The organism is Levilactobacillus zymae DSM 19395, assembly GCF_001434115.1.
GTDB classification, from domain to species: domain Bacteria; phylum Bacillota; class Bacilli; order Lactobacillales; family Lactobacillaceae; genus Levilactobacillus; species Levilactobacillus zymae.
In genome coordinates, this window is the sequence record NZ_AZDW01000008.1 from 1 (window position 1) to 18,900 (window position 18,900).

Annotated in this window: 18 protein-coding genes; 13 read left to right on the plus strand and 5 right to left on the minus strand. The window is 52.1% G+C overall.

The window, feature by feature from the left end; translation table 11 throughout:
- Positions 1 to 56: 56 nt before the first annotated feature.
- A complete protein-coding gene (locus tag FD38_RS01315) occupies positions 57 to 590 on the minus strand; it encodes a GNAT family N-acetyltransferase (RefSeq protein ID WP_057730444.1) in 534 nt (177 codons plus the stop codon).
- Positions 591 to 732: 142 nt separating this feature from the next.
- Here FD38_RS01315 and FD38_RS01320 point away from each other — a divergent pair, with 142 nt between their 5' ends.
- Positions 733 to 1,230, plus strand: a complete 498-nt coding sequence (locus tag FD38_RS01320; protein WP_057730446.1) for a GNAT family N-acetyltransferase — start codon at positions 733 to 735, stop codon at positions 1,228 to 1,230.
- A 122-nt stretch (positions 1,231 to 1,352) separates the two neighbouring features.
- On the opposite strand, the gene FD38_RS01325 is transcribed toward FD38_RS01320, so the two are convergent.
- The 4 genes from FD38_RS01325 to FD38_RS01340 all read right to left on the minus strand — a co-directional run bounded on the left by FD38_RS01325 (position 1,353) and on the right by FD38_RS01340 (position 5,113).
- Positions 1,353 to 2,840 (minus strand): zinc ribbon domain-containing protein, encoded by a 1,488-nt coding sequence (locus tag FD38_RS01325; protein WP_057730448.1) that lies wholly within the window; start codon positions 2,838 to 2,840, stop codon positions 1,353 to 1,355.
- An 18-nt stretch (positions 2,841 to 2,858) separates the two neighbouring features.
- Positions 2,859 to 3,299 (minus strand): zinc ribbon domain-containing protein, encoded by a 441-nt coding sequence (locus FD38_RS01330; protein ID WP_057730450.1) that lies wholly within the window; start codon positions 3,297 to 3,299, stop codon positions 2,859 to 2,861.
- A gap of 19 nt (positions 3,300 to 3,318) precedes the next feature.
- Positions 3,319 to 4,368: a TcaA second domain-containing protein gene (locus tag FD38_RS01335; protein ID WP_057730451.1), complete on the minus strand. Its 1,050-nt coding sequence runs from the start codon at positions 4,366 to 4,368 to the stop codon at positions 3,319 to 3,321.
- Between the two features lie 292 nt (positions 4,369 to 4,660).
- Complete coding sequence (locus FD38_RS01340; RefSeq protein WP_057730453.1) at positions 4,661 to 5,113, minus strand: NUDIX hydrolase; 453 nt, start codon at positions 5,111 to 5,113, stop codon at positions 4,661 to 4,663.
- 183 nt (positions 5,114 to 5,296) lie between these two features.
- On the opposite strand from FD38_RS01340, the gene FD38_RS01345 reads away from it, so the two are divergent.
- The 12 genes from FD38_RS01345 to FD38_RS01400 all read left to right on the plus strand — a co-directional run bounded on the left by FD38_RS01345 (position 5,297) and on the right by FD38_RS01400 (position 18,894).
- On the plus strand, positions 5,297 to 5,752 hold the full coding sequence (locus FD38_RS01345) for a nucleoside 2-deoxyribosyltransferase (protein ID WP_057730455.1): 456 nt from the start codon (positions 5,297 to 5,299) through the stop codon (positions 5,750 to 5,752).
- Between the two features lie 428 nt (positions 5,753 to 6,180).
- On the plus strand, positions 6,181 to 7,683 hold the full coding sequence (locus FD38_RS01350) for an MFS transporter (protein WP_083485240.1): 1,503 nt from the start codon (positions 6,181 to 6,183) through the stop codon (positions 7,681 to 7,683).
- A 4-nt stretch (positions 7,684 to 7,687) separates the two neighbouring features.
- The gene (locus tag FD38_RS01355; RefSeq protein ID WP_057730457.1) at positions 7,688 to 8,551 is read left to right on the plus strand and encodes an alpha/beta hydrolase; all 864 of its coding nucleotides are present in this window, start codon (positions 7,688 to 7,690) and stop codon (positions 8,549 to 8,551) included.
- Positions 8,552 to 8,566: 15 nt separating this feature from the next.
- Positions 8,567 to 9,625 carry an alpha/beta hydrolase fold domain-containing protein gene (locus FD38_RS01360; protein ID WP_057730459.1) on the plus strand — a complete coding sequence of 353 codons (1,059 nt, stop codon included), beginning with the start codon at positions 8,567 to 8,569 and terminating at the stop codon, positions 9,623 to 9,625.
- Between the two features lie 28 nt (positions 9,626 to 9,653).
- Complete coding sequence (locus FD38_RS01365) at positions 9,654 to 11,876, plus strand: glycoside hydrolase family 65 protein (RefSeq protein WP_057730460.1); 2,223 nt, start codon at positions 9,654 to 9,656, stop codon at positions 11,874 to 11,876.
- Positions 11,877 to 12,003: 127 nt separating this feature from the next.
- Entirely contained in the window at positions 12,004 to 12,825 is an 822-nt protein-coding gene (locus FD38_RS01370) for a Cof-type HAD-IIB family hydrolase (protein ID WP_057730462.1), read from the plus strand.
- A 567-nt stretch (positions 12,826 to 13,392) separates the two neighbouring features.
- A complete protein-coding gene (locus FD38_RS01375) occupies positions 13,393 to 14,229 on the plus strand; it encodes a histidine phosphatase family protein (RefSeq protein WP_057730464.1) in 837 nt (278 codons plus the stop codon).
- 565 nt (positions 14,230 to 14,794) lie between these two features.
- Complete coding sequence (locus FD38_RS01380) at positions 14,795 to 15,538, plus strand: amino acid ABC transporter ATP-binding protein (RefSeq protein ID WP_057730466.1); 744 nt, start codon at positions 14,795 to 14,797, stop codon at positions 15,536 to 15,538.
- A gap of 21 nt (positions 15,539 to 15,559) precedes the next feature.
- Positions 15,560 to 16,231, plus strand: coding sequence for an amino acid ABC transporter permease (locus FD38_RS01385; RefSeq protein ID WP_057730468.1), 672 nt, complete (start codon positions 15,560 to 15,562; stop codon positions 16,229 to 16,231).
- An 11-nt stretch (positions 16,232 to 16,242) separates the two neighbouring features.
- On the plus strand, positions 16,243 to 16,953 hold the full coding sequence (locus FD38_RS01390; RefSeq protein ID WP_057730470.1) for an amino acid ABC transporter permease: 711 nt from the start codon (positions 16,243 to 16,245) through the stop codon (positions 16,951 to 16,953).
- Positions 16,954 to 16,968: 15 nt separating this feature from the next.
- Entirely contained in the window at positions 16,969 to 17,838 is an 870-nt protein-coding gene (locus FD38_RS01395; protein WP_057730472.1) for a transporter substrate-binding domain-containing protein, read from the plus strand.
- A gap of 33 nt (positions 17,839 to 17,871) precedes the next feature.
- The gene (locus FD38_RS01400) at positions 17,872 to 18,894 is read left to right on the plus strand and encodes a uroporphyrinogen decarboxylase family protein (protein WP_225430799.1); all 1,023 of its coding nucleotides are present in this window, start codon (positions 17,872 to 17,874) and stop codon (positions 18,892 to 18,894) included.
- Positions 18,895 to 18,900 lie beyond the last annotated feature (6 nt).

Sequence of the window (18,900 nt, forward strand, 5' to 3'; positions counted from 1 at the left end):
CAAAAAAGCCAATAACCACACGCCTTTGGCGTGATTATTAGCTTTCAAGTTTCAGTCTATAGATTTAATTCGTAGGCTAGCCGGGCGTTATCCTCGTGGTTTTCGGCGGGTTCGTCCACGTAGACCTTACCGCGGTGTTGGTAGCCGAAACTAGTGGCTAAGCCCTGCATCCGCTGGTTCATGGCGTGGGTGTCGATACGGAAGTTGCGAATTCCCTGCTGGTAGTACTGGCTGACCAGGTTGGAGAGAAACAGGGAGCTGAGGTGTTGACCGGCAAAGTCGGGGCCAATCGCGATCCGGTGAATCGTCATGTAGGGGTCGACCGTGTTTTCCCAGTGGCCGCCGGTGATGTCGTGATAGTTCGCGTCGTCGGCCACGATGGTGGTGGCGGTACCGGCGACTTGCCCGTCGACAATCAGGACCCAGCAGTTCTGTGCGGCGATGTCGCGGCGCAGCGTGGCCTCGTCGGGATAGCCATCCTGCCACTGGGGACTCCCGTCGGCCTTTAGCATGGCTTTGGCGTTATCGATGATGGCCATGATGGCGGGTAATTGCTCGTGAGTAGCGCGCTTAACGTATTTTAAACTCATAAATGAAACCTCCCTAAATAACCTATTTGATTCCTAGAATACCACGAACCACCGGGTGCGGGACGAAAAAGTTAAGGCTAAACACTTCTCTTGGCCCGCCGGAGCAGGTAGACTAGGCACGACAAGAAAGGTGGGAATCCAGATGGAAATTCGGGAAGCAACGGCACAGGACGTGGCGGAAATTGCGCGCATCCACGTGACCAGCTGGCGGGTCGCCTACGCGGGAAAACTGCCCCGCGCGGTGGTGGCCCAGCAGAGTTTGGCCCAACGTCAGAAACTTTGGCAGCAGCGGTATCAGGCAGACGGGGTCTTGGTCGCCGAAGACCACGGGGTGATCGTGGGGTTCATTGCGGGCGGGCCGCAGCGCCACCACGAAACGCTGGGCGCACCGTATCCCCAGGAGGTTTACGGGTTGTACGTCGATCCCGCGCAACAACAACGGGGCGTGGGGTATCAGTTGTGGCAGGCGCGAATCGCCGACTGGTCGGCCTGGACCGTCGATTGTCTGGCGACCAATGCGGTGGCCCTGCGGTTCTATACCCGCCAGGGCGGTCAGCTAGTCCAGACCGGCAACTATTCGGCGGGGCAGCAGACCTTTCCCACCCGGGTGCTGGGCTTTCACCAGTCGGTCCCGGAATAACTTGAAACAATCGATTGAAGTGCGTTTAAAAAACTAGCGGACCATCACAAAAATTGTGGTGGTCCGCTAGTGGTCGTTAAACCGGGTGATTGAATCCGTTGACCGGACAACTACCGATCGGATTAGTCATCATCGTCGTGGTAGTCGTTGAGCTTTTGGGCGGGAGAAATCTTGACGACCTGATTGATCTGCGAGGTGTCGTCATTGCTGCTAGAATCCTTCACCGTTGCGGTGTATTGGAAAGTCTGGATGTGGTCGTAGTCTTCGTCCGTGAGGCCAAAGTCGTATTTGACCGTGTAGGTGACCAGACTCGTGCCGTTGGGACCGGGCGCGACACTCTTGACGTCGGTGTCCATCCCGATGGCGTCGAGGTGGTCGTCATGGTAGTAGCCCTTGGCCATTTGCTTGAGCTCGGCGAAATCGGCGTTGCTCTCCCCGTTTTCGAAGAAGTCGCTCATGGGATCGCCGTCGTCATCGGTGGCGTCGCCCATGTCGCCGTTATCGGCCAAGTTCTGGACCGCCGTGAACAGGTCGCTGAAGAAGTCGTCGGCGGTACCGCTGTCGATCAGGTCGGGATAGTCGAGGTTCACGGTGGTGCCATTGTCGTGTTTGGCCACCGTCACGCTACGGGTTTTTGCCGTTCCGGCCGACGAGACGTACTGGGCACTTAACGTCATGTTGTCCGACCAAGGTTCGTCTTTGAGTACGTAGGTGCCGTTGCCGTCAGCCGTCCCGATCTTCTTGCCGTTCAGCAGGATAGCGGACCCGCTGGCGGTGTTGACGGTGACGCTCACGGTGGTCAGGTCTAAGTCGTAGGCCTGGTTACGGGTGATGTGGTAATCGCTACTATTGGTAAGCTGGTGACTACCCACCTTACCGCTGGCCTGCAGGTGATATTCCCCGGGGACTAGGGCAGTCAGCTTCTTGCGGTAATCGTTGCTGGTCGCCGTGGCCACCGTTTGATGGTCGAGCGAGATGACGGTGCCCCGGTGGTTCGTGGTGACGGTCGGGTAGACCGGGCTGACGCTGATCTGGTACTTGGGAAAGAGTAACCAGTGGCGGCCGGTCTCCCGGTAGGTGAAGTTGCCGTCTTGACTACTCCCACTGCTTAGCAGCTGCGCCTGTAGCTGGTTGAGGGCCCGCGAGTGAGCGCGGTAATAGCGGTTAAGGGGGATGAGGTTAGTCGTGGTCAATTTAAGGTCGGTACTACTGCTGGTCAGCTCGCGGGTGAGGTGACGGCCGCTACGAATATCGGCAATGGCCCGGTTCAGGGTGGCTTCCTTAGAGTAGTAGTGCTGTCCCCACGCGATACCGGCGATGAGGGCGACCGCCACGACACCGCCCAGGCCCCAGAGAAGCTTCCGGCGCTTGGTCCACGGCCGGTGGGGTCGACGGGGTTGGGGGGCCGGTGCGGGCGCTTTCGGTTTCGGAGCCTGATCTTGGGCGACCTGGTCGGCAGCCGCCTGCTCGGTCTTTAAGTTATAGCCACAGTTTTGGCAAAAGGCGTCGGTCGCCGAGACGGGGTGCCCACAGTGGGGACAGAAGCGTGTCGGGTGGCCGCCTGCTTGGTCGGTCGCGGGGGAAAAGTAAGGGGTCTGGTGCATAAACATGAGTGTGATGCCTCCAAATTAAGGTTGGGGTGCGGCGGTGAGCGCCTCACCGTATAAACAAAGTTGACTAGAATCGGCGGCTTGCGGTTGAATCTGGAGATGGACGGCGCCCAGATAGTGCCGGGTCAATAACAGGGCGTAAAGGTGCGTCATCAGGTCCTCCCAGGCCGCCAGCTGACTAGCTTGCGGGGCCACGGCACTTTCAACGAAGATGGGCCCCGCACTTTGGTAACCCGTGGGGATGGTGGGGCTCATGGTGATGATCAGGCAGTGCAGTTGGGCGCGCTCGGCGGTGGTCAGGTCCAATCCGGTCACGGGAAAGGACAGGTCGGTGCCGTGGGGGACGACCTGAAAATCGTTGGCGGCGGTGAGGGCGGCCCCACATTGCAGACAGAAATTAGCGGTGGTCCCGTTGGCGTAACCGCACTGCGGGCAGATGCGTTGGGTAACTTGTTTCACGTGAAACTTCCTTTCTAGATTAATCGTCCGGGGTTTCAAACTTCCCGGTCTGGGGATTATAGCTGCTGACGATGTCGTGGATCGTATCGTAACGGTAGACGCCATCGGGGTCGTCGGTGACCCAGTCATAGGCCCGGACTTCGAGGACGTCGGGATGGGCTTCGTGGACCGTGTAGGTCTCGTCGCTATCGTCGAAATTGTACTGGTCGTTGACCGCGGCGATGGCGTCCGCGTCCCGCCCAGAAAAACTAGCGGCGTCCTGTCCCGTTTGGCTGTGCGATCCGGTCGTCCGGGGTGTGGGCGTGGTGGATGAAGCAGCCGTTGACGCGGTAGTGGTCGAATCCGTGGTGGCCGCGGCCGCCGTCTGGGTGGTCAGGTCGATATCGCGGTGGCGGTCGTTTTGGGCGACGAGATTGACGGCCGTTCGTTTGGTGCGGCGGGCACCGGTCAGTTTAAAGACGTAGTGCCCGGGGAAAAAGGGGCCGGCCGTGTAGGTGAAGTGCCGGTTCTTAGCCGTGATGACCGGTGCCCCGTTGGCGAGGATCGTCGCGTTGGCCACGTTAGTCTGTAGTCGGGGATGCATGGTGGTGACCCGTAACTTATAGCGGGGGAAGATCCCGAAAGCATGGCCGCTGGTCACGACTTGAAACGTCTGGTCGCGAGTGGTGCCGTTAGTGACCAGGTCGTGGCGCATGGTTTTGACGTAACTCGGGTGCGTACGAACGTAAGTCAACAGGGGCTGGACCGTGTCACTGGTCAATTTCAGACTGGGGTCGTCGCTGATCAGGTTGCGGGCGAAATCGGCGGGTTGATCGTCCGTGATGGTGGCGGTGATGGTCGTGATTTGCTTGGTTCGGCCCGCTTGACGGTGGTAAAAGACGCCCGCAAACCCCAAAACGGCCAGCAGGGCGAGCCCCAGGAGACCGATGAGGATGCGCGAGAACCAGCGAGAGCGGTGGGGCCGGTGGGGAGATTGCACGTGCCGGCGAGCCTGCAGGTCGTACCCGCAATGTTCACAGTAGCGGCTATCGGCTCGCACGGGTTGGTGGCAGTGGGGGCAAGTTTGCATGAAAGACACTCCTTATCAAGACACATAATTTTTTAATGGAATAGTGTGATTGGTCAATTGACAATCAGATTTAGGGATTAAAGGTCCAATCATCAATAACGGAAATCTGATTTTATTATACGCTAAAGCCTAAAGGTTGGATGGACGAGTTTGACGGACACATCGTGACACTAGCCCCGGCTTAACCGCTAAACGACGGTCTTTTGAGGAGGTTGGTGGTGACGCCGATGGTTCACGGACGGCACAAAAAAATCGGCGACCGCAGACGTGGTCGTCGATGCTGAAAGGAGTTTTAGACGAGCTGTTGCTTAGCGGCGGCCAACATCTCGGCCGTTTGGTCGTTGAGCAGTGGGGGGAGTTGGTCGAAATCAAAGTATTGCAGGTCCAGGGTCTCGTCGGTGGCCTGGTCTAAGGTGTGCCCACCCACGGCCGCGACCAGGTAGAGCTGGCAGATCACCTGGGTCACGTCACCGTTAGGGTAGCGGGTCTCGCCCTTGTCGAAGACGCCTAGTGACCGGACGATTTTGACGTCGATGCCGCTATCTTCCTTGTATTCGCGGACCATGGCCTGAGCGTAGGTCTCGCCGTATTCCAGGTAGCCCCCGGGGAGGCTCCAGTTGTGCGTATCCGTGCGGAGGTTCAATAAAACCTGCTGGCGGTCGTTGAGCAGGATGCCGCCCGCTGCGTTGAGAATAATGGGTTTGTGACCCACCAACGCGCGAATCTCTTGAATGTAATTTGCCATAAACGTCCCCAACTTTCTTCCTATAAGTTACCCTTAGTCTACCCGGAAAGTCGGGGAAAACCAAGCCATCTCACGCCAGCGCGGTTTGGCCACCGTCAATTTCCAATGTCCTGATTTTGGGGCTGGCCAGGCGGTAGCGAGTTCGCTACACTCGACTTAACCAGAGAAGGAGAGTGTTTAAGCATGACCCGAGTTAACGCGCAACACCCACAAGTCTACTTAGCCGGTCCGTGGTTCAGCGCCGGGGAACCGGAACGTTTAGCCCAACTGGAGACCCTGATGGACGAGTTACAGATCAGCTACTATTCACCGCGGTTGGACGGTATCGACTTGACGCCGGACGCGACCGACGCCGACCGGGACGCGGTCTTCGCCGATAACACGGAACACCTGAAGACGGCCCAACTGGTCTTGGCCGTGGTGGACGACTACGATACCGGGACCATTTGGGAAACGGGAATGGCCTTTGGCCGCGAGATTCCGGTGGCCTACTACGCCGAAACGCTGAAGGACGGCGAGACCTTCAACGTGATGCTGGCGAAATCGGCGGTGGCCGTTCTCCAGGACCGCGACCAGGCAAAGACCTTCTTGCAGGCCCCCACCACGGACCAGTTTGCCTACCACGGGGCCATTCGGTAGAACATTCAACTAGGATTTACCAGAAACGTTACCGCTTTACGGGTAACGTTTTTTTGTATCGCTCGGGATTAGTAATTAACCGGTAAACGGTCTAGTTAGGCAGGTTATTAACGTTACGAACTACCGGTCCGTTCACGCACATCGTGACTACCGGTGCCGGCTCGCATCCGGGACGTTAAGCCAGTACTTCCGGGGCAAACCTTAGTCCCGCAGTTGGTTCGGCTATTAACCATTAAGGCCGGGACAAAGACGAAAGGTTTGCGGCATAACTAGTCATCGGTTAAATTTAAGGCAATGTTAGAAATGGTAAGTGGGTGGTGAAATAAAGGGATTACACAAATCAGCCGAAGTGGGTATGCTTTACTCATGAAAGCGATTACAAATAAAGAGTTATAATCTGGGTTTGCACTAATTGGGGAGGTTTCATCATGAAAAATTGGCATTTATGGAAGCAGCGGGTTTCCTATGGGGCCACCGATATGGCCGGAAACCTAATTTGGCAAATTGTTGGACTCTACTTACTGTTCTACTACACCACGGTTTTAAAGATCTCGCCCGCTTTCGTGGGGACGTTGTTCCTGGTGGTACGGGTGATCGATGCCTTTGACGGGTTGTTCTTCGGGTATCTGATCGACCACACCCACTCCAAGTACGGGAAATCGCGGCCGTACTTCCTCTGGTTCGGGATTCCGTTGGGTCTGTTGACCATGCTGCTGTTCTTTAACCCGTCCTTTGGGGGCAGCAAGGTCTTCCAACTGACCTGGATTTCCATCGTCTACACGCTGTTTAGTTTAGTCTATTCCGGGGCCAACACGCCAATCACGGCAATTTTACCGGCCTTGACGAACGATCCGGACGAACGGACGAATCTGGCCAGTGCTCGGATGGTGATGACCAACATCGGGACGGCCGTGATTGGAGCCATCTCCTTACCGATGGTCGCTAAATTAGGCGGCGGTAACAGTCAGCTAGGGTGGTCGATCTGGGCCGTGATTATCGGGCTGGTCATCATGGCGCTATTCACGGTGGCCTTCCTGAACCTACACGAAAACGACGAACTACCGGTCGAAGAGGCCGAGGCGGAGGGCATCCAGCTGCAAAGCCACCTTTCCGTGAAGGACTCGTTAAAAGGGGCCATTAAGAACAAGCCGTGGGTCATCTTGAGTATCTGCTTTATCCTATTGCAGACCTTCTGGGTGATCCGGATGCAAACGGCCGTTTATTACCTGACCTACGTTTACCGGCGGGCCGACCTGGTGGGGGCCTTCAACGGCTTGATCATCGTGGCCGTCTTGGGGAACCTGGCCGTGCCCCTGCTCAGTAAGTTCATGAAACACCGGAACGTGATGATCGTGTCACTGACGACCTTTGCCATCGGGGAAGCGCTGATGCCAATGGGGGTAACCTTCCTGTTTATCGGGACGGTCGTGGCCACGATTGCGATGGGGGCGGCTTTCTCCATCTCCTTCGTGATGATTGCGGATACGGTCGAATACTCCCGGTCCGAAATGCACATTGATGAACCCGGCATCCTGTCTTCCGTCCCAATGGTGGGGGCGAAGTTAGGGATGGGCCTGGGCGGCGCGTTAGCCGGCTGGATTCTGTCCTGGGGTGGCTTTAACGCCGACGCTAAGGTTCAAGGCGCCAAGGCGGTCACGGCCATCAGCACCAGCTTTATCTGGTTACCGGTCATCTTGGCATTAGGCATCGTGGTCATCCTGCAATTCTACAAGTTAAACGAAAAGGAAGTCGCTTCGGCCGTTCGCGCAGCTGCCGCTAAAGTGGAAGCGCTTAAGGACCAAGCAACGGATACCACCACGCCAGCAGCGTCCGGTGATCCAACTACGCCAACGGTAGCGGCAACTAAGGACCAGGCCGCCGACACTAACGCTAAAGATAAGGCTAAGGACGACTTAGAAACGGAGGATTAGGCCCATGCAAGTCACCACGAAAACTTTGGGTCAGGGCCGCCTCACCGTTCAAATCACCCTTTACCAACCCACGGCCATTGCGGATTTTCACCAGGACGTGACGCGTCCGCTGGCGATTATCTTACCCGGTGGGGGCTTCACCTTTCGGTCACAACGCGAAGAAGAACCGGTCGCGTTAGCCTATGCGGCCCAAGGCTTCGCGGCGGTGGTGGTGCACTACCGTCTGGTTGACCAGGGGCCGGTCTTACCCACGGCGCTGTGGCAAATCGGCTTGGTGGTGCAGCATTTTCGCCACCACGCTGCGGAATATCGAATCTCGCCAGAACACATCGTTTTGGCGGGATTTTCCGCCGGTGGGTATCTGGGCGCGCTGTATGCGGGGCTGTGGATCACGGACGACCTGGCGTATCAGGTGGGTTGTCCCACGGCTGAGTTGCGCGTCAACGCCTTAGCCCTGGCCTACCCGCTGATTGGGTTACGGCTGGGGTGGCCGACCGACCCGAAATTAGCCCGGGCGGTAGCGGGTGATTGGCCGGCCCACGAAGCCGACCAAGTCGTCACGGCACAGAACCCGCCCACCTTTATCTGGACCACGCAGACCGATGAACTGGTGCCCGTGGCCAATACGTTAACTTATCTACAGGCGTTGACCCGAGCGGGGGTCTCGGTCCGCGCGACCATCTACGATCATGGCTTACACGGCCTGAGTTTAGCTCGGGGCATGACCGCGTTTCCCAAACGCTTTCGGGAAGACGACCCGGCGTTTGGCGCGGCGTTCATTCAGCCAGATATCGCGACCTGGTTTGGCGACGAAATGGCTTGGCTGGATCGTCGCTGGCAACTCGATGACTTTTGGCGAAATCAATAGGGGGAGGAAATCGTCATGTTAAATGATACGACAACGGAACGGTCAACGGATTATACCAAGGAGTTGGCCCGCTTACGCTTACTGGCGCAGACGTCTCAGGAAAATGGTGTGACGAGTTGGCTCAAGGATCGGGCGGGACAAGACCTGCACACGTACGAACCGCTGGTCTGGGAAACGGTCGCCGATTTGCCGGAGAATCCGCATCTGGATAGCGACCTGTTTAGCTTACGGCAGGGGACCGAAACTTCTGGACAGGTGGATCTGACCACCCACGAGATGAAGGTCGAGATGCGACAGATCGTGGCGATGAATCGCCGGGTCCGCGCGATTCGAGTGGCCCGGATGGACCATTTGAACGCCGACAAGGCCATCCTGTACTTTCACGGCGGGGCGTATTACGGGGGAACCCCCGAAGACGTGCTGGTCGCGATGCGCTACTTGGCCGAACAATCACAGTGCGTGGTGTATAACGTGGATTACGCGTTAGCCCCCGAACAACCCTATCCGGCTGGGATTCTAGACGGCCTAGCCGTGGTGGCGGCCTTAAAGCCCGATTACCGGGAGATTTCGTTAAGCGGAGATTCGGCGGGGGCGTCCATCGCCCTGGCCGTGAGTCAGCTTTGCCGGTCGATGGGGATTTGCACGATTGACAGTCACCTGTTATTCTATCCCACGTTGATCCAAGGGTCCGACCACCATGGTAAACTCTGGGACGACCGGACCATTGATATTGTCCCGGAACAGCGGCCGGCCATGCACCGCTTCTACCAATTATTTGAACAGCTCGATACGATTATGACCAACTACTACGTTGACGGGCAGGCGCTGGATCTGACCGCGCCACTCCTATCGCCGCTATTAGCGGATCCCCAGTCGTTTAAACGCACCACGGTTTTAATCGGGGAATTCGATCCCTTCCGGTTACAGGCGGAGGCCTTCATCAAGCAGGTCGGCCTGGCCAACGGGGATGCCCACTATATCCGGTATGGCGGGATGAGTCACGCCTTTCTGAACTTTACCGGTAACGTACCGGCGGTGCAAGACGCCCTTGAAATGGCGGCAAAATTGGTTTAAAACAAACTTGGATTTGGGGGGATTTACGGTGATCACACGGGATTATCAATTAACGTTAAAGGACGTGGCGAACGAAAAGCCGGAATATTTAGAAACCATCTTTTCGCTGGCTAACGGCCATTTCGGGGTGCGGGCCAACGACCCCATCAGTGGCAATCCCATCACGGGAACGCTGATCAACGGGTTTTACGAGGTCGCACCAATCGTTTACGGTGAAGGTGCGGTGGGCTACGCGAAGCAGAGTCAGACGATTCTGAACCTGCCGGATCTGCGCCACCTGACCATCATGACCGTGAGCGGCCACCCGTTCACGACCAGCCAACGCACCGCGGCCAAGCTGGATTTACAAACGGGCATGCTGACGGAGCAGTACCAGGTCACGTCCCAGCAAGGGGAGACCATTCAGCTGACGGTCAAGTCCGTGATGGGGCAAAATCAACGCAACTACTGGGGCGTCAGCTACACGCTGATGGCCGATAACTACCACGGCCCCCTGGTGATCAGCAAGTCCATCGCGGTCCCCGCGGAGGCCGAAAGTATCGCCTCGGCCGACCCGCGGAAGACCCGGATGGCGGGGATTCCGGATTGTCAGACGGACTTTCCGTCGCCGGATATTCAGCGCTATCAGATCAAGACCAGACACTCCGGGCAAGCCGTGACCATGTATCTGGGGATGACGGAACCTCAGGGCGGCACCCTGTTGAAGTATCGTGTAGATTTGAGTGACGACCAGCCCCACACGCTGTCGTATCAGGCCTACGTGGGCAACGTCAGTGCTAACAACACCATCGACCCGATCATTCCGACCATGGACCACGCGTTCAAGACCCTGGAAGTTGATAGTCAGAGTTTCTGGGAAAAAATCTGGGCGCAAAGTGAGGTCACGGTCGACGGGCACCCCGAACTGGATCTCGCGATTCATTACAATCTCTTCCAGCTCAACCAGTCCGCGGGCCGCGACGGGCGAACGGCCATCCCGGCCAAGGGGTTGAGCGGTTCGGGTTACGAGGGCCATTACTTCTGGGACACGGAAATGTATATGTTGCCCTATTTCACGGCAACGAATCCCCAGATGGCCCGCGAGCTACTGCTTTACCGTTACCAGATCCTGCCGCAGGCGAAGCAGCGTGCCCGGCAACTGGGCGTCGAACACGGGGCGTTGTTCGCTTGGCGAACCATCAACGGTGAGGAGGCCTCGGCCTTCTTCCCGGCCGGCACGGCGCAGTACCACATCGACGCCGACATTGCCTACGCGGTGGGTAAATACTACGAAACGACCGGCGACCTGGACTTCATCGAACAATGCGGTTTCGAAATCATCTTAGAGACCGCGAAGTTCTGGGCGGACTTTGGAACCTGGCACCAAGTTGGCGACCAGACGCGCTTCGAATTTCTGACCGTGACCGGTCCCGACGAATACACGGCGCTGGTCAATAACAACTACTACACCAACCGGATGGCCAAGCACAATTTCGAATTGGTCGGCTATCTGGCGCGTAAACTGGCGGAACGCGACCCTAACCGGTTGGCGGCTTACGGGGTGAAACCGGCGGACTTGGAACACTACCAGCAACTGGCCGATCACGTCTACCTGCCGTACAGTAACGACCAGCAGATCAACGCCCAAGACGATAGTTTCTTGAGCAAGCCGCGCTGGCCTAGCGACCGGATGACGCCAGATCATTTGCCATTGTTGCTGCACTACCACCCATTAACGATTTACCGGTACCAGATTGCCAAGCAGGCCGACACGCTACTCGCCGACTACCTGTTCCCGGCCGACCTGGCGATGGATCAATTGAAACGGGAATATCGGTACTACGAGGGCGTCACGACCCACGATTCGTCGTTGTCCCGGTCGATCTTCAGTATCCTGGCGGCCCGGATGGGCGAACCCGAAAAGGCCTACCGCTACTTCATGGATACTGCGCGGATGGACCTGGTCGATCTGCAGAAGAACACGGCCGATGGCTTGCACCTCGCCAACCTGGGGGGCAGCTGGTTAGCCTTGATTGCCGGGTTCTCCGGTTTCTACCTGAAGGACGGAGTGCCGTTTATCAGTAACCACCTGCCGAAGGAACTCAACCAGTTGACCTACCGGATGCGCGTGGGAGAAAGCCTGGTGGAAGTGGCGTTAAGCGCCCAGACCACCAAGGTCCAGTTACTGGACGGCCCGATGTTGCAGCTTAACGTCAACGGCCAGTTACAGACGCTCGACCACGACACGGCCGTGGCGGTGACGAACGACTAGTAGCCATCAGTTAAACTAACGGGGACGACCCTACCTAAAATGGTGCGGGTCGTCTTTTTGCTGCCGTGGTTTGGCGTAGCTTTCAAAGTGTGGCATACTGGATGAAAACGCTTAAGGAAGTGCTGACATGATTCAAATGGTAACCAGTGACCTCGACGAAACGCTCTTGCGCGCGGACGGGACCGTGTCTGATGCCAACGTGGCCGCTATCAAGGCCGCGGCGGCGCGGGGGGTCATCTTCGTGCCCAACACCGGCCGGAGCTTCACGTCGATCCAACCGTTGTTGCGGACCCTGGGCTTGGCCGACCAACCGGACCAGTATGTGGTGTCCTATAACGGGGCGGCCGTGATTGAAAACCGCGACAACCAGGTGGTGTTGACCAACGAGATGCCCTACGCCGAAGCCTTGCGGACGTTTGACGTGTTGGCCAGCGTCCCGGACGCCGACGTGCACATTTACACGCTCGACCAGCTCTACATCTACCGGCCGCGCGCCGATGACCGGGCCTACCTGCAGACGCGGGGCGTGACCTTCCACGAATTAGCCGACCGGGCGGACTTTGCGCAGTTCAAGACCATGAAAATCATGAAGGTGATCGCCATGCACCCGGACGCGCAAGTTCAGGAAGCCCTGCGGCAGAAGATCGAAACGACCTTCGACCACCAGATCAACTGTTCGTTGTCGTCGGGCATCTACGTGGAGGTCAACCATTTGGGGGTGGACAAGGGCCAGGCCACGTTGGCGCTGTGCCGTAAGTTGAACATCCCCATCGAAAACGTGATGGGGTTGGGCGACAACGTCAACGACTTAGCGATGCTCAAGACCGTGGGCCTACCAGTAGTGGTGGCCAACGGGGTGCCGGCGGTCAAGGCGGTCGCGCAATACGTGACCCAAAACGACTACGAGTGTGGGGTGGCCGAGGCCCTGCACCGGTTTGTTCTGGACTAGAGTCTGTCTTAAAAGACTAATTTAGAAGATTCAACGCCTCCAGGCCAGTCAGAAACGGGCTGGAACGGAGTGGGCACGGCTTCAAGCCTCCAAAACCGAGTCTTGAAGACCGACCTTTGTCTAGGCCGGCAAAGAACACCGGCCAACACAAATTTCACTCCTGAGCCCATTTCTAACTGGCCCTCCAGCTTATACGAGTTATAACAGCAACTAAACCGGATTCGTTTCAACAAAGGGTAATAGATGAATATTTAAACTGGTGATTAAGTTTTCAGACAGGTGTCCGTGAAAGAGTAATTTTTGAAAAGGGTAGTATTTAGGGAGTAGGGAGTGCCCCATGCGGGTTCTCCCTATTTTCGTGCCCAGTTACCGGACGAATCGCCGGTAGACCAATTTCACGATCACCAATCGGTTAGCCCGCCAAAAATTTAGGATTGCCAAGGTTAAGCCGCTGCGGTATTCTATATCTGTAAGCGCATACAATTCGGCATCGGCAAAAGCTGCCGACCCTGAGATGGTGCGTGAGCGGCAGCTAAATCGCTATACATATTTTAGGAGGACGTTTTCATGACCTTTACTAAACAACTCAAATTGACGTTAAGCGTCGTTGCGATTGCAACGGGCGCACTGGCCTTAGCCGGGGGCTCCACCACCGCGCAAGCCAAGAAGAAGACCACGACCAAGCCGGTCACCATTTACCTGACCCGGCACGGTGAAACCACGGGGAACGTGATGGGCCGAGTCCAAGGCTGGAGCGACTTTCCACTGACCAGTAACGGGTTGGCCGTCGCTAATAACCTGGGTCGCGGGCTGAAGGGTAAGACCTTTAAGGCCGCTTACGCCGGTAACCTGACGCGGCAAGAAGTCACGGCTAAGCACGCGCTGAAGTACTCCGGCAACGCCAAGGTCAAAGTCAACATTTCCAAGTACCTGCGTGAAGGCGGTTACGGCAGTTTCGAAGGGGACAGCATTGCCACCGACAACGCCCTGATTGCTGGGGTTTACGGTTACAAGAACGGCGACGAAATGATGGCCAAGCAGGGTGCGAGCTACTGGACCAAGCTGCAGGATGCTTACTACACCTTAGATAAGCAAAACAGCCAAAAGACCACGTTGGCCAAGGCGGACCGGGCCGAAAGTTCCAAGCAAGTCCAATCCCGGATGGCTAAGGAATTGAAGACCATTGCCAAGAATACCCAGAAAAAGGGTGGCGGTAACGTCTTAGTGGTCAGCTCAGGCATGTCGATCAACGAATACCTGGCAACCATGGCCAAGAAGTACACCGGGGCGCCATTGAAGAACGCTTCCGTAACCAAGTTGACCTACAAGAACGGTAAATTGGCCGTTTCGGGAACGATTGGGTCACTGTACTACGTCAACAAGGGTGCCAAATTAGCTAAATAATCGTCTAATTTAAACCCCCGCTCACCGGCTAGCTGCCGCGGTGAGCGGGTTTTTGTTTGGAAAAGAGCATAAATAACTAGCTATGGTAAGCTTCTTGATTGTTACTAGCAAGAGTACTGTTTTTATGAAAAGTTCGGAGGAGAGTGTTCAAAGCTGGTGCTAATAGGTGTGATTTTTAACAACGATAATCCTGAATTTAGTCTTGACAAAAGATTACAATTAAATTAGAATTCATGTCATTATATTAATTTAGTTATAATCTTTTGAGAAGAAGAGTAGCTACGGATATGCTAGACAGAGAGCCCACAAGAAGGATGAGAGTGGGTAGCCGTTGATGGTAGTGAAGATGAGCTTTGAATTAAGAAATATTCGGTTGGATAGCTGAATATTCGGGTGAGACCGTTATCTTTTCAGGTATTTAGTTACTAGATACCCTTAAGGCACTGTTATCAGTGTGAAATTAGGTGGCACCACGGAATGCACTTTCGTCCTTGTTTAAACGCAAGGACGAGAGTGCTTTTTTATTTATGAGAGATCAACAGCTACGGCGAAAGGAGTGGAGAATGTGTTATTGGATATCAAAAATATTAAAAAGACATTAAAGAACAATCACGTGCTAAAGGGAATTGACCTCTCGATTGAAAAAGGAGAAGTTGTAGCGATAATTGGGCCTTCAGGTTCGGGTAAAACAACGTTGCTAAGAAATATAAATTTTTTGGAAACGGCTGATTCTGGCATGATGAAATTTCGAGATCAGCAGATTGATATGGCAAAGCCTAGCAAAGAAAAGATCTTATGGACACGTAGGCATATGGCGATGGTTTTTCAAAACTATAATTTATTCAAAAATAAAACAGCCTTAGAAAACATTTCTGAAGGATTAATTTTTGGACAAAATATGGAAAAAAAGACGGCTGAAAGTTTGGCAGAGGCGGCGTTGAATCAAGTTGGATTAATAGATAAAAAAGATTTCTATCCCTCTCAGCTCTCTGGCGGTCAGCAACAACGGATAGGGATTGCAAGAGCCACGGTACTAAATCCAGATATTGTATTGTTTGATGAGCCAACGTCGGCTTTGGATCCTGAACTAGTAGGTACAGTGCTACGGGATATGAAGCAGCTGGCTGAAAAAGGACAAACAATGATTGTGGTGACTCATCAAATGTCTTTTGCTAGAAATGTTGCCGATCGAGTAATATTTTTTGCAGACGGAGAAATTATTGAACAAGGAAATGCTGAGGAAGTGTTCGATCATCCCCAGAATGATCGAACACGGAAGTTCTTATCGGCTATTGCTGAAGATTACTAAAAATTTTAAGGAGGGATGACTATGAAATTAAGCAGGATTATAACAACTTTACTTTCAGGGTTACCAGTTACGTTAACATTGTTGGTATTTTCCTTCATTTTTGCAGCGGCTATTGGATTAGGGATTGCATGGTTATCCTTACGAAACAGTGCAGTCTGTTACAACATCTCTAGGTTATATCTAGGACTTGTGCGTGGTACGCCGCCATTACTGATGTTGCTACTAGCTTATTATGGATTACCGAAACTTTTCTTATTAGTCGGAATCAATATTAACGATTGGTCAAAGTTACTTTTTGGTATTGTGGGATTATCAGTGGGGTGGAGTGGTTATCTTTCGGAAGCCTTTCGTTCTGCATACCTATCTGTTGATCAGGGGCAGTATGAGGCAGCTTTAGTCGTAGGTATGAATCCGAGCGATGCTTTCTGGAGAATTATCATGCCCCAGACAGTACTTATTGCACTACCCAATATTGAAAACCTAGTAATTGGTTTAGTTAAAGCGACGTCTTTGGTTTATGTTATCGGGCTTGTTGATATGTATAGTTCCGCTACGGACTTGTCAAATCAGAATCAGGGAGTTTATCAGTTAGAAATTTTTGTTGTTCTGGCACTAATCTACTGGATGATTGTTTTGGCGATTGAATGGGTATTTAGAAGTATTAAAAAAGAATATCAATATGTAACGGTTTAGAAGGTGAATACATGTTTGACTTCAGATTTGCAATTAATTCATTTCCAAAAATATTATCGGTTGCGCCTACAACTATCGTGTTGTCAATCATTGCAACTCTTATCGGACTGATCTTAGCAATATTGATTGTTATTATTCGTGAGAGAAAAATTAAAGTACTTGATTCAATCGCGGCAATTTATGTTTCGTTTATTCGGGGGACACCAATAATTGTTCAATTGTATGTTGTGTATTATGGATTGCCACAGCTATTGGTAGCTCTTAGAGGAATGGGCATTAACACGAATTCTAATGGGTTGCCGGTGATATTGATTGCTATCTTAGCTTATTCATTTAATGCTTCAGCCAATATTTCTGAGAGTATCCGATCAGCGTATCACTCAGTAGATTATCAGCAATATGAGGCTGCGGTGTCTGTGGGAATGAAGCCTACGCGTGCTATGACTAGAATTGTGGTTCCTCAATTAATTACTAATTTAATTCCAAATTTTTCAAATCTATTTTTAGATTTAATTAAGGATACGGCAATTGTCTATAATATTGGGATTGTTGAAATTATGGCTAAGGCAAATATTATGTCGTCACTAGGTTTTAAGTATATTGAAACGTACTTAGATGCGCTTATCATCTATGTGTTCATTTGTTGGTTTTTTGCAAAATTATTTCAGATTTTCGAAATTATTGCTCGTAAGCGTATTTCGCACACGCAAGAATTTGTTTAGAAGGGAAGCTACAAAATGAAATCTAAGAAGCGAATTATCGTATACGGTGTTATTGCTATTGCCGTAATCATATTAATCTTAACGGGAGCCCTGCATAACTCTTCAAAGGCCAATTCTAATTCTAGTGTCACAACAATTAGTGTTGCTGGGCCGGATAATAATCGGCCATATACTTATCCAGATAACGGAAAAATTGGTGGATATTACGGTGCTTTGTTAGGTCGCATTGATCAGGACTTAAAGCAGTACAAGTTTAAACAGACAACAACTGCGCAAAATTCAGTTTTCGTGGGGTTGCAATCTGGTAAGTATGATTTGGCAGTTTCAAATTGGTGGTATTCAAAAGACCGTTTCAATACTTATCTGCATTCAACTTCAAACGGACTGGATGACCTCCGACTAATAACCAAGAAGGGCGGTAAGACTGCCAACTCTCTTAAAGACATTGCAACTAAGAAACTGACGTTAGCACCAATTTCGACTGATGATGCTCGGTATGCGTTTATTCAGGATTACAATAAGAAAAATCCTAAATACAAAATTAATCTAAAGGGGATTGGTGATCAATCAGCTGGTGATGCGTTAAAACAAGTATCCAATGGCCAATATGACGTTGCAATTTATCCTTATGCTGCATATAAACCAGTTTCAAGCACTAGCGAAGGTACTAAATTGAGGGTTTCTAAGTCAATTGGTCTTGAAAATAGTTATTTCTTATTAAACAAGAGTGATAAAAACGAGAAGCTTCTTAAAGCACTGAACAAGGAATTAAAGAAGCTCAAAGATAACGGATATCTCGGAAAGATTACTAAAAAGTATCTTTACGAAAATACATTTGAATTTCCGGGAGCTAACTCAACGTTTAATACGGATCCAACAAAATAGAAAACTATTAAGTGACTTTTATGGGAGGATATTATGAATAAAGCAGAAGTACTTAAAGCATTTAATAATCAAATTGAAACGCAAGTGCCGTTTTCAGTTTGGCACCACTTCACGCCCAACGAGCATGTAGAAGCAACTGCAAGTAATGGGATGTATGCTGCGGATTTAAGTCGGGAATCGGAATTCGTCGATGCAGTACATCCAGATTTTATTAAGTTAATGAATGATGGGTACTTCACATATCAGCTTAATAACGTGGATAATCCAAGAGATTTAAAATCCTTATCTAAAATTAAACCTATTTCAGATGATGATGTGTGGTTAAAAGATCAGGGAAATTTGATATCAGCACAAATTAAAAGTTTATCAAACCCGGCTGTGGTATTTAGTAATGTTTTCTCAGCTGTAACATTATTTAAATGGAAGTTGGTGGCGGATAAACCCGAAATTGACTTGGCTCAGGGTGATGTTGTTTTCGCAGATCTTTACACTAAAGAACCTGAAACTGTAATAAACGCTTTACGAGTTATCAATGGTGACATTAAGAAACAAATTAGAGCGCAACATGATGCAGGAATTGATGGTGTGCTGTTTAGTACCCAAGAAATTCAGGATGACAGAATTGGTCAGGACTTTTTTGAGACTGTTCAAAAGAAACTTGATTCTGAATTAATTGCTGAAATCAATGCACAGAATGAAATAGGGATTCTTCATGTTTGTGGTTTTGGTGAAGCAACAAATCATCTTCCTTGGTTTGTTGATTATGATCTACCAGTAATTAACTGGGCAACGCGGGTTGATGGTTATACTTTGGGTGAAGGTAAAAAGTTATTCAAGGACAAGGTAGTTTTTGGCGGTCTTGGGATTACTAAGGATGATATCTTGTATAAGGGGACAAGAAAGGAAATTCAATCTGAGGTTTATCGTCTTATTGATGAAGCGGGGACTAAGGGGGTTATTATTGGCGCTGATTGCACGGTTCAACGTGATACACCTGTTGAACATATTCTTTGGGCTGCGCAGGCAGCACATGATTACGTTGCAACGAAGAAGTAATATGAG

Excerpts from the sequence above, each read along its gene's own strand:
- FD38_RS01355 (WP_057730457.1), top strand. The coding sequence starts at position 7,688 with ATGCAAGTCACCACGAAAACTTTGGGTCAGGGCCGCCTCACCGTTCAA.
- FD38_RS01400 (WP_225430799.1), top strand. The coding sequence starts at position 17,872 with ATGAATAAAGCAGAAGTACTTAAAGCATTTAATAATCAAATTGAAACG.
- FD38_RS01350 (WP_083485240.1), top strand. The coding sequence starts at position 6,181 with ATGAAAAATTGGCATTTATGGAAGCAGCGGGTTTCCTATGGGGCCACC.
- FD38_RS01340 (WP_057730453.1), bottom strand. The coding sequence starts at position 5,113 with ATGGCAAATTACATTCAAGAGATTCGCGCGTTGGTGGGTCACAAACCC.
- FD38_RS01345 (WP_057730455.1), top strand. The coding sequence starts at position 5,297 with ATGACCCGAGTTAACGCGCAACACCCACAAGTCTACTTAGCCGGTCCG.
- FD38_RS01335 (WP_057730451.1), bottom strand. The coding sequence starts at position 4,368 with ATGCAAACTTGCCCCCACTGCCACCAACCCGTGCGAGCCGATAGCCGC.
- FD38_RS01395 (WP_057730472.1), top strand. The coding sequence starts at position 16,969 with ATGAAATCTAAGAAGCGAATTATCGTATACGGTGTTATTGCTATTGCC.
- FD38_RS01325 (WP_057730448.1), bottom strand. The coding sequence starts at position 2,840 with ATGTTTATGCACCAGACCCCTTACTTTTCCCCCGCGACCGACCAAGCA.
- FD38_RS01320 (WP_057730446.1), top strand. The coding sequence starts at position 733 with ATGGAAATTCGGGAAGCAACGGCACAGGACGTGGCGGAAATTGCGCGC.
- FD38_RS01385 (WP_057730468.1), top strand. The coding sequence starts at position 15,560 with ATGAAATTAAGCAGGATTATAACAACTTTACTTTCAGGGTTACCAGTT.
- FD38_RS01390 (WP_057730470.1), top strand. The coding sequence starts at position 16,243 with ATGTTTGACTTCAGATTTGCAATTAATTCATTTCCAAAAATATTATCG.
- FD38_RS01360 (WP_057730459.1), top strand. The coding sequence starts at position 8,567 with ATGTTAAATGATACGACAACGGAACGGTCAACGGATTATACCAAGGAG.
- FD38_RS01375 (WP_057730464.1), top strand. The coding sequence starts at position 13,393 with ATGACCTTTACTAAACAACTCAAATTGACGTTAAGCGTCGTTGCGATT.
- FD38_RS01315 (WP_057730444.1), bottom strand. The coding sequence starts at position 590 with ATGAGTTTAAAATACGTTAAGCGCGCTACTCACGAGCAATTACCCGCC.
- FD38_RS01370 (WP_057730462.1), top strand. The coding sequence starts at position 12,004 with ATGATTCAAATGGTAACCAGTGACCTCGACGAAACGCTCTTGCGCGCG.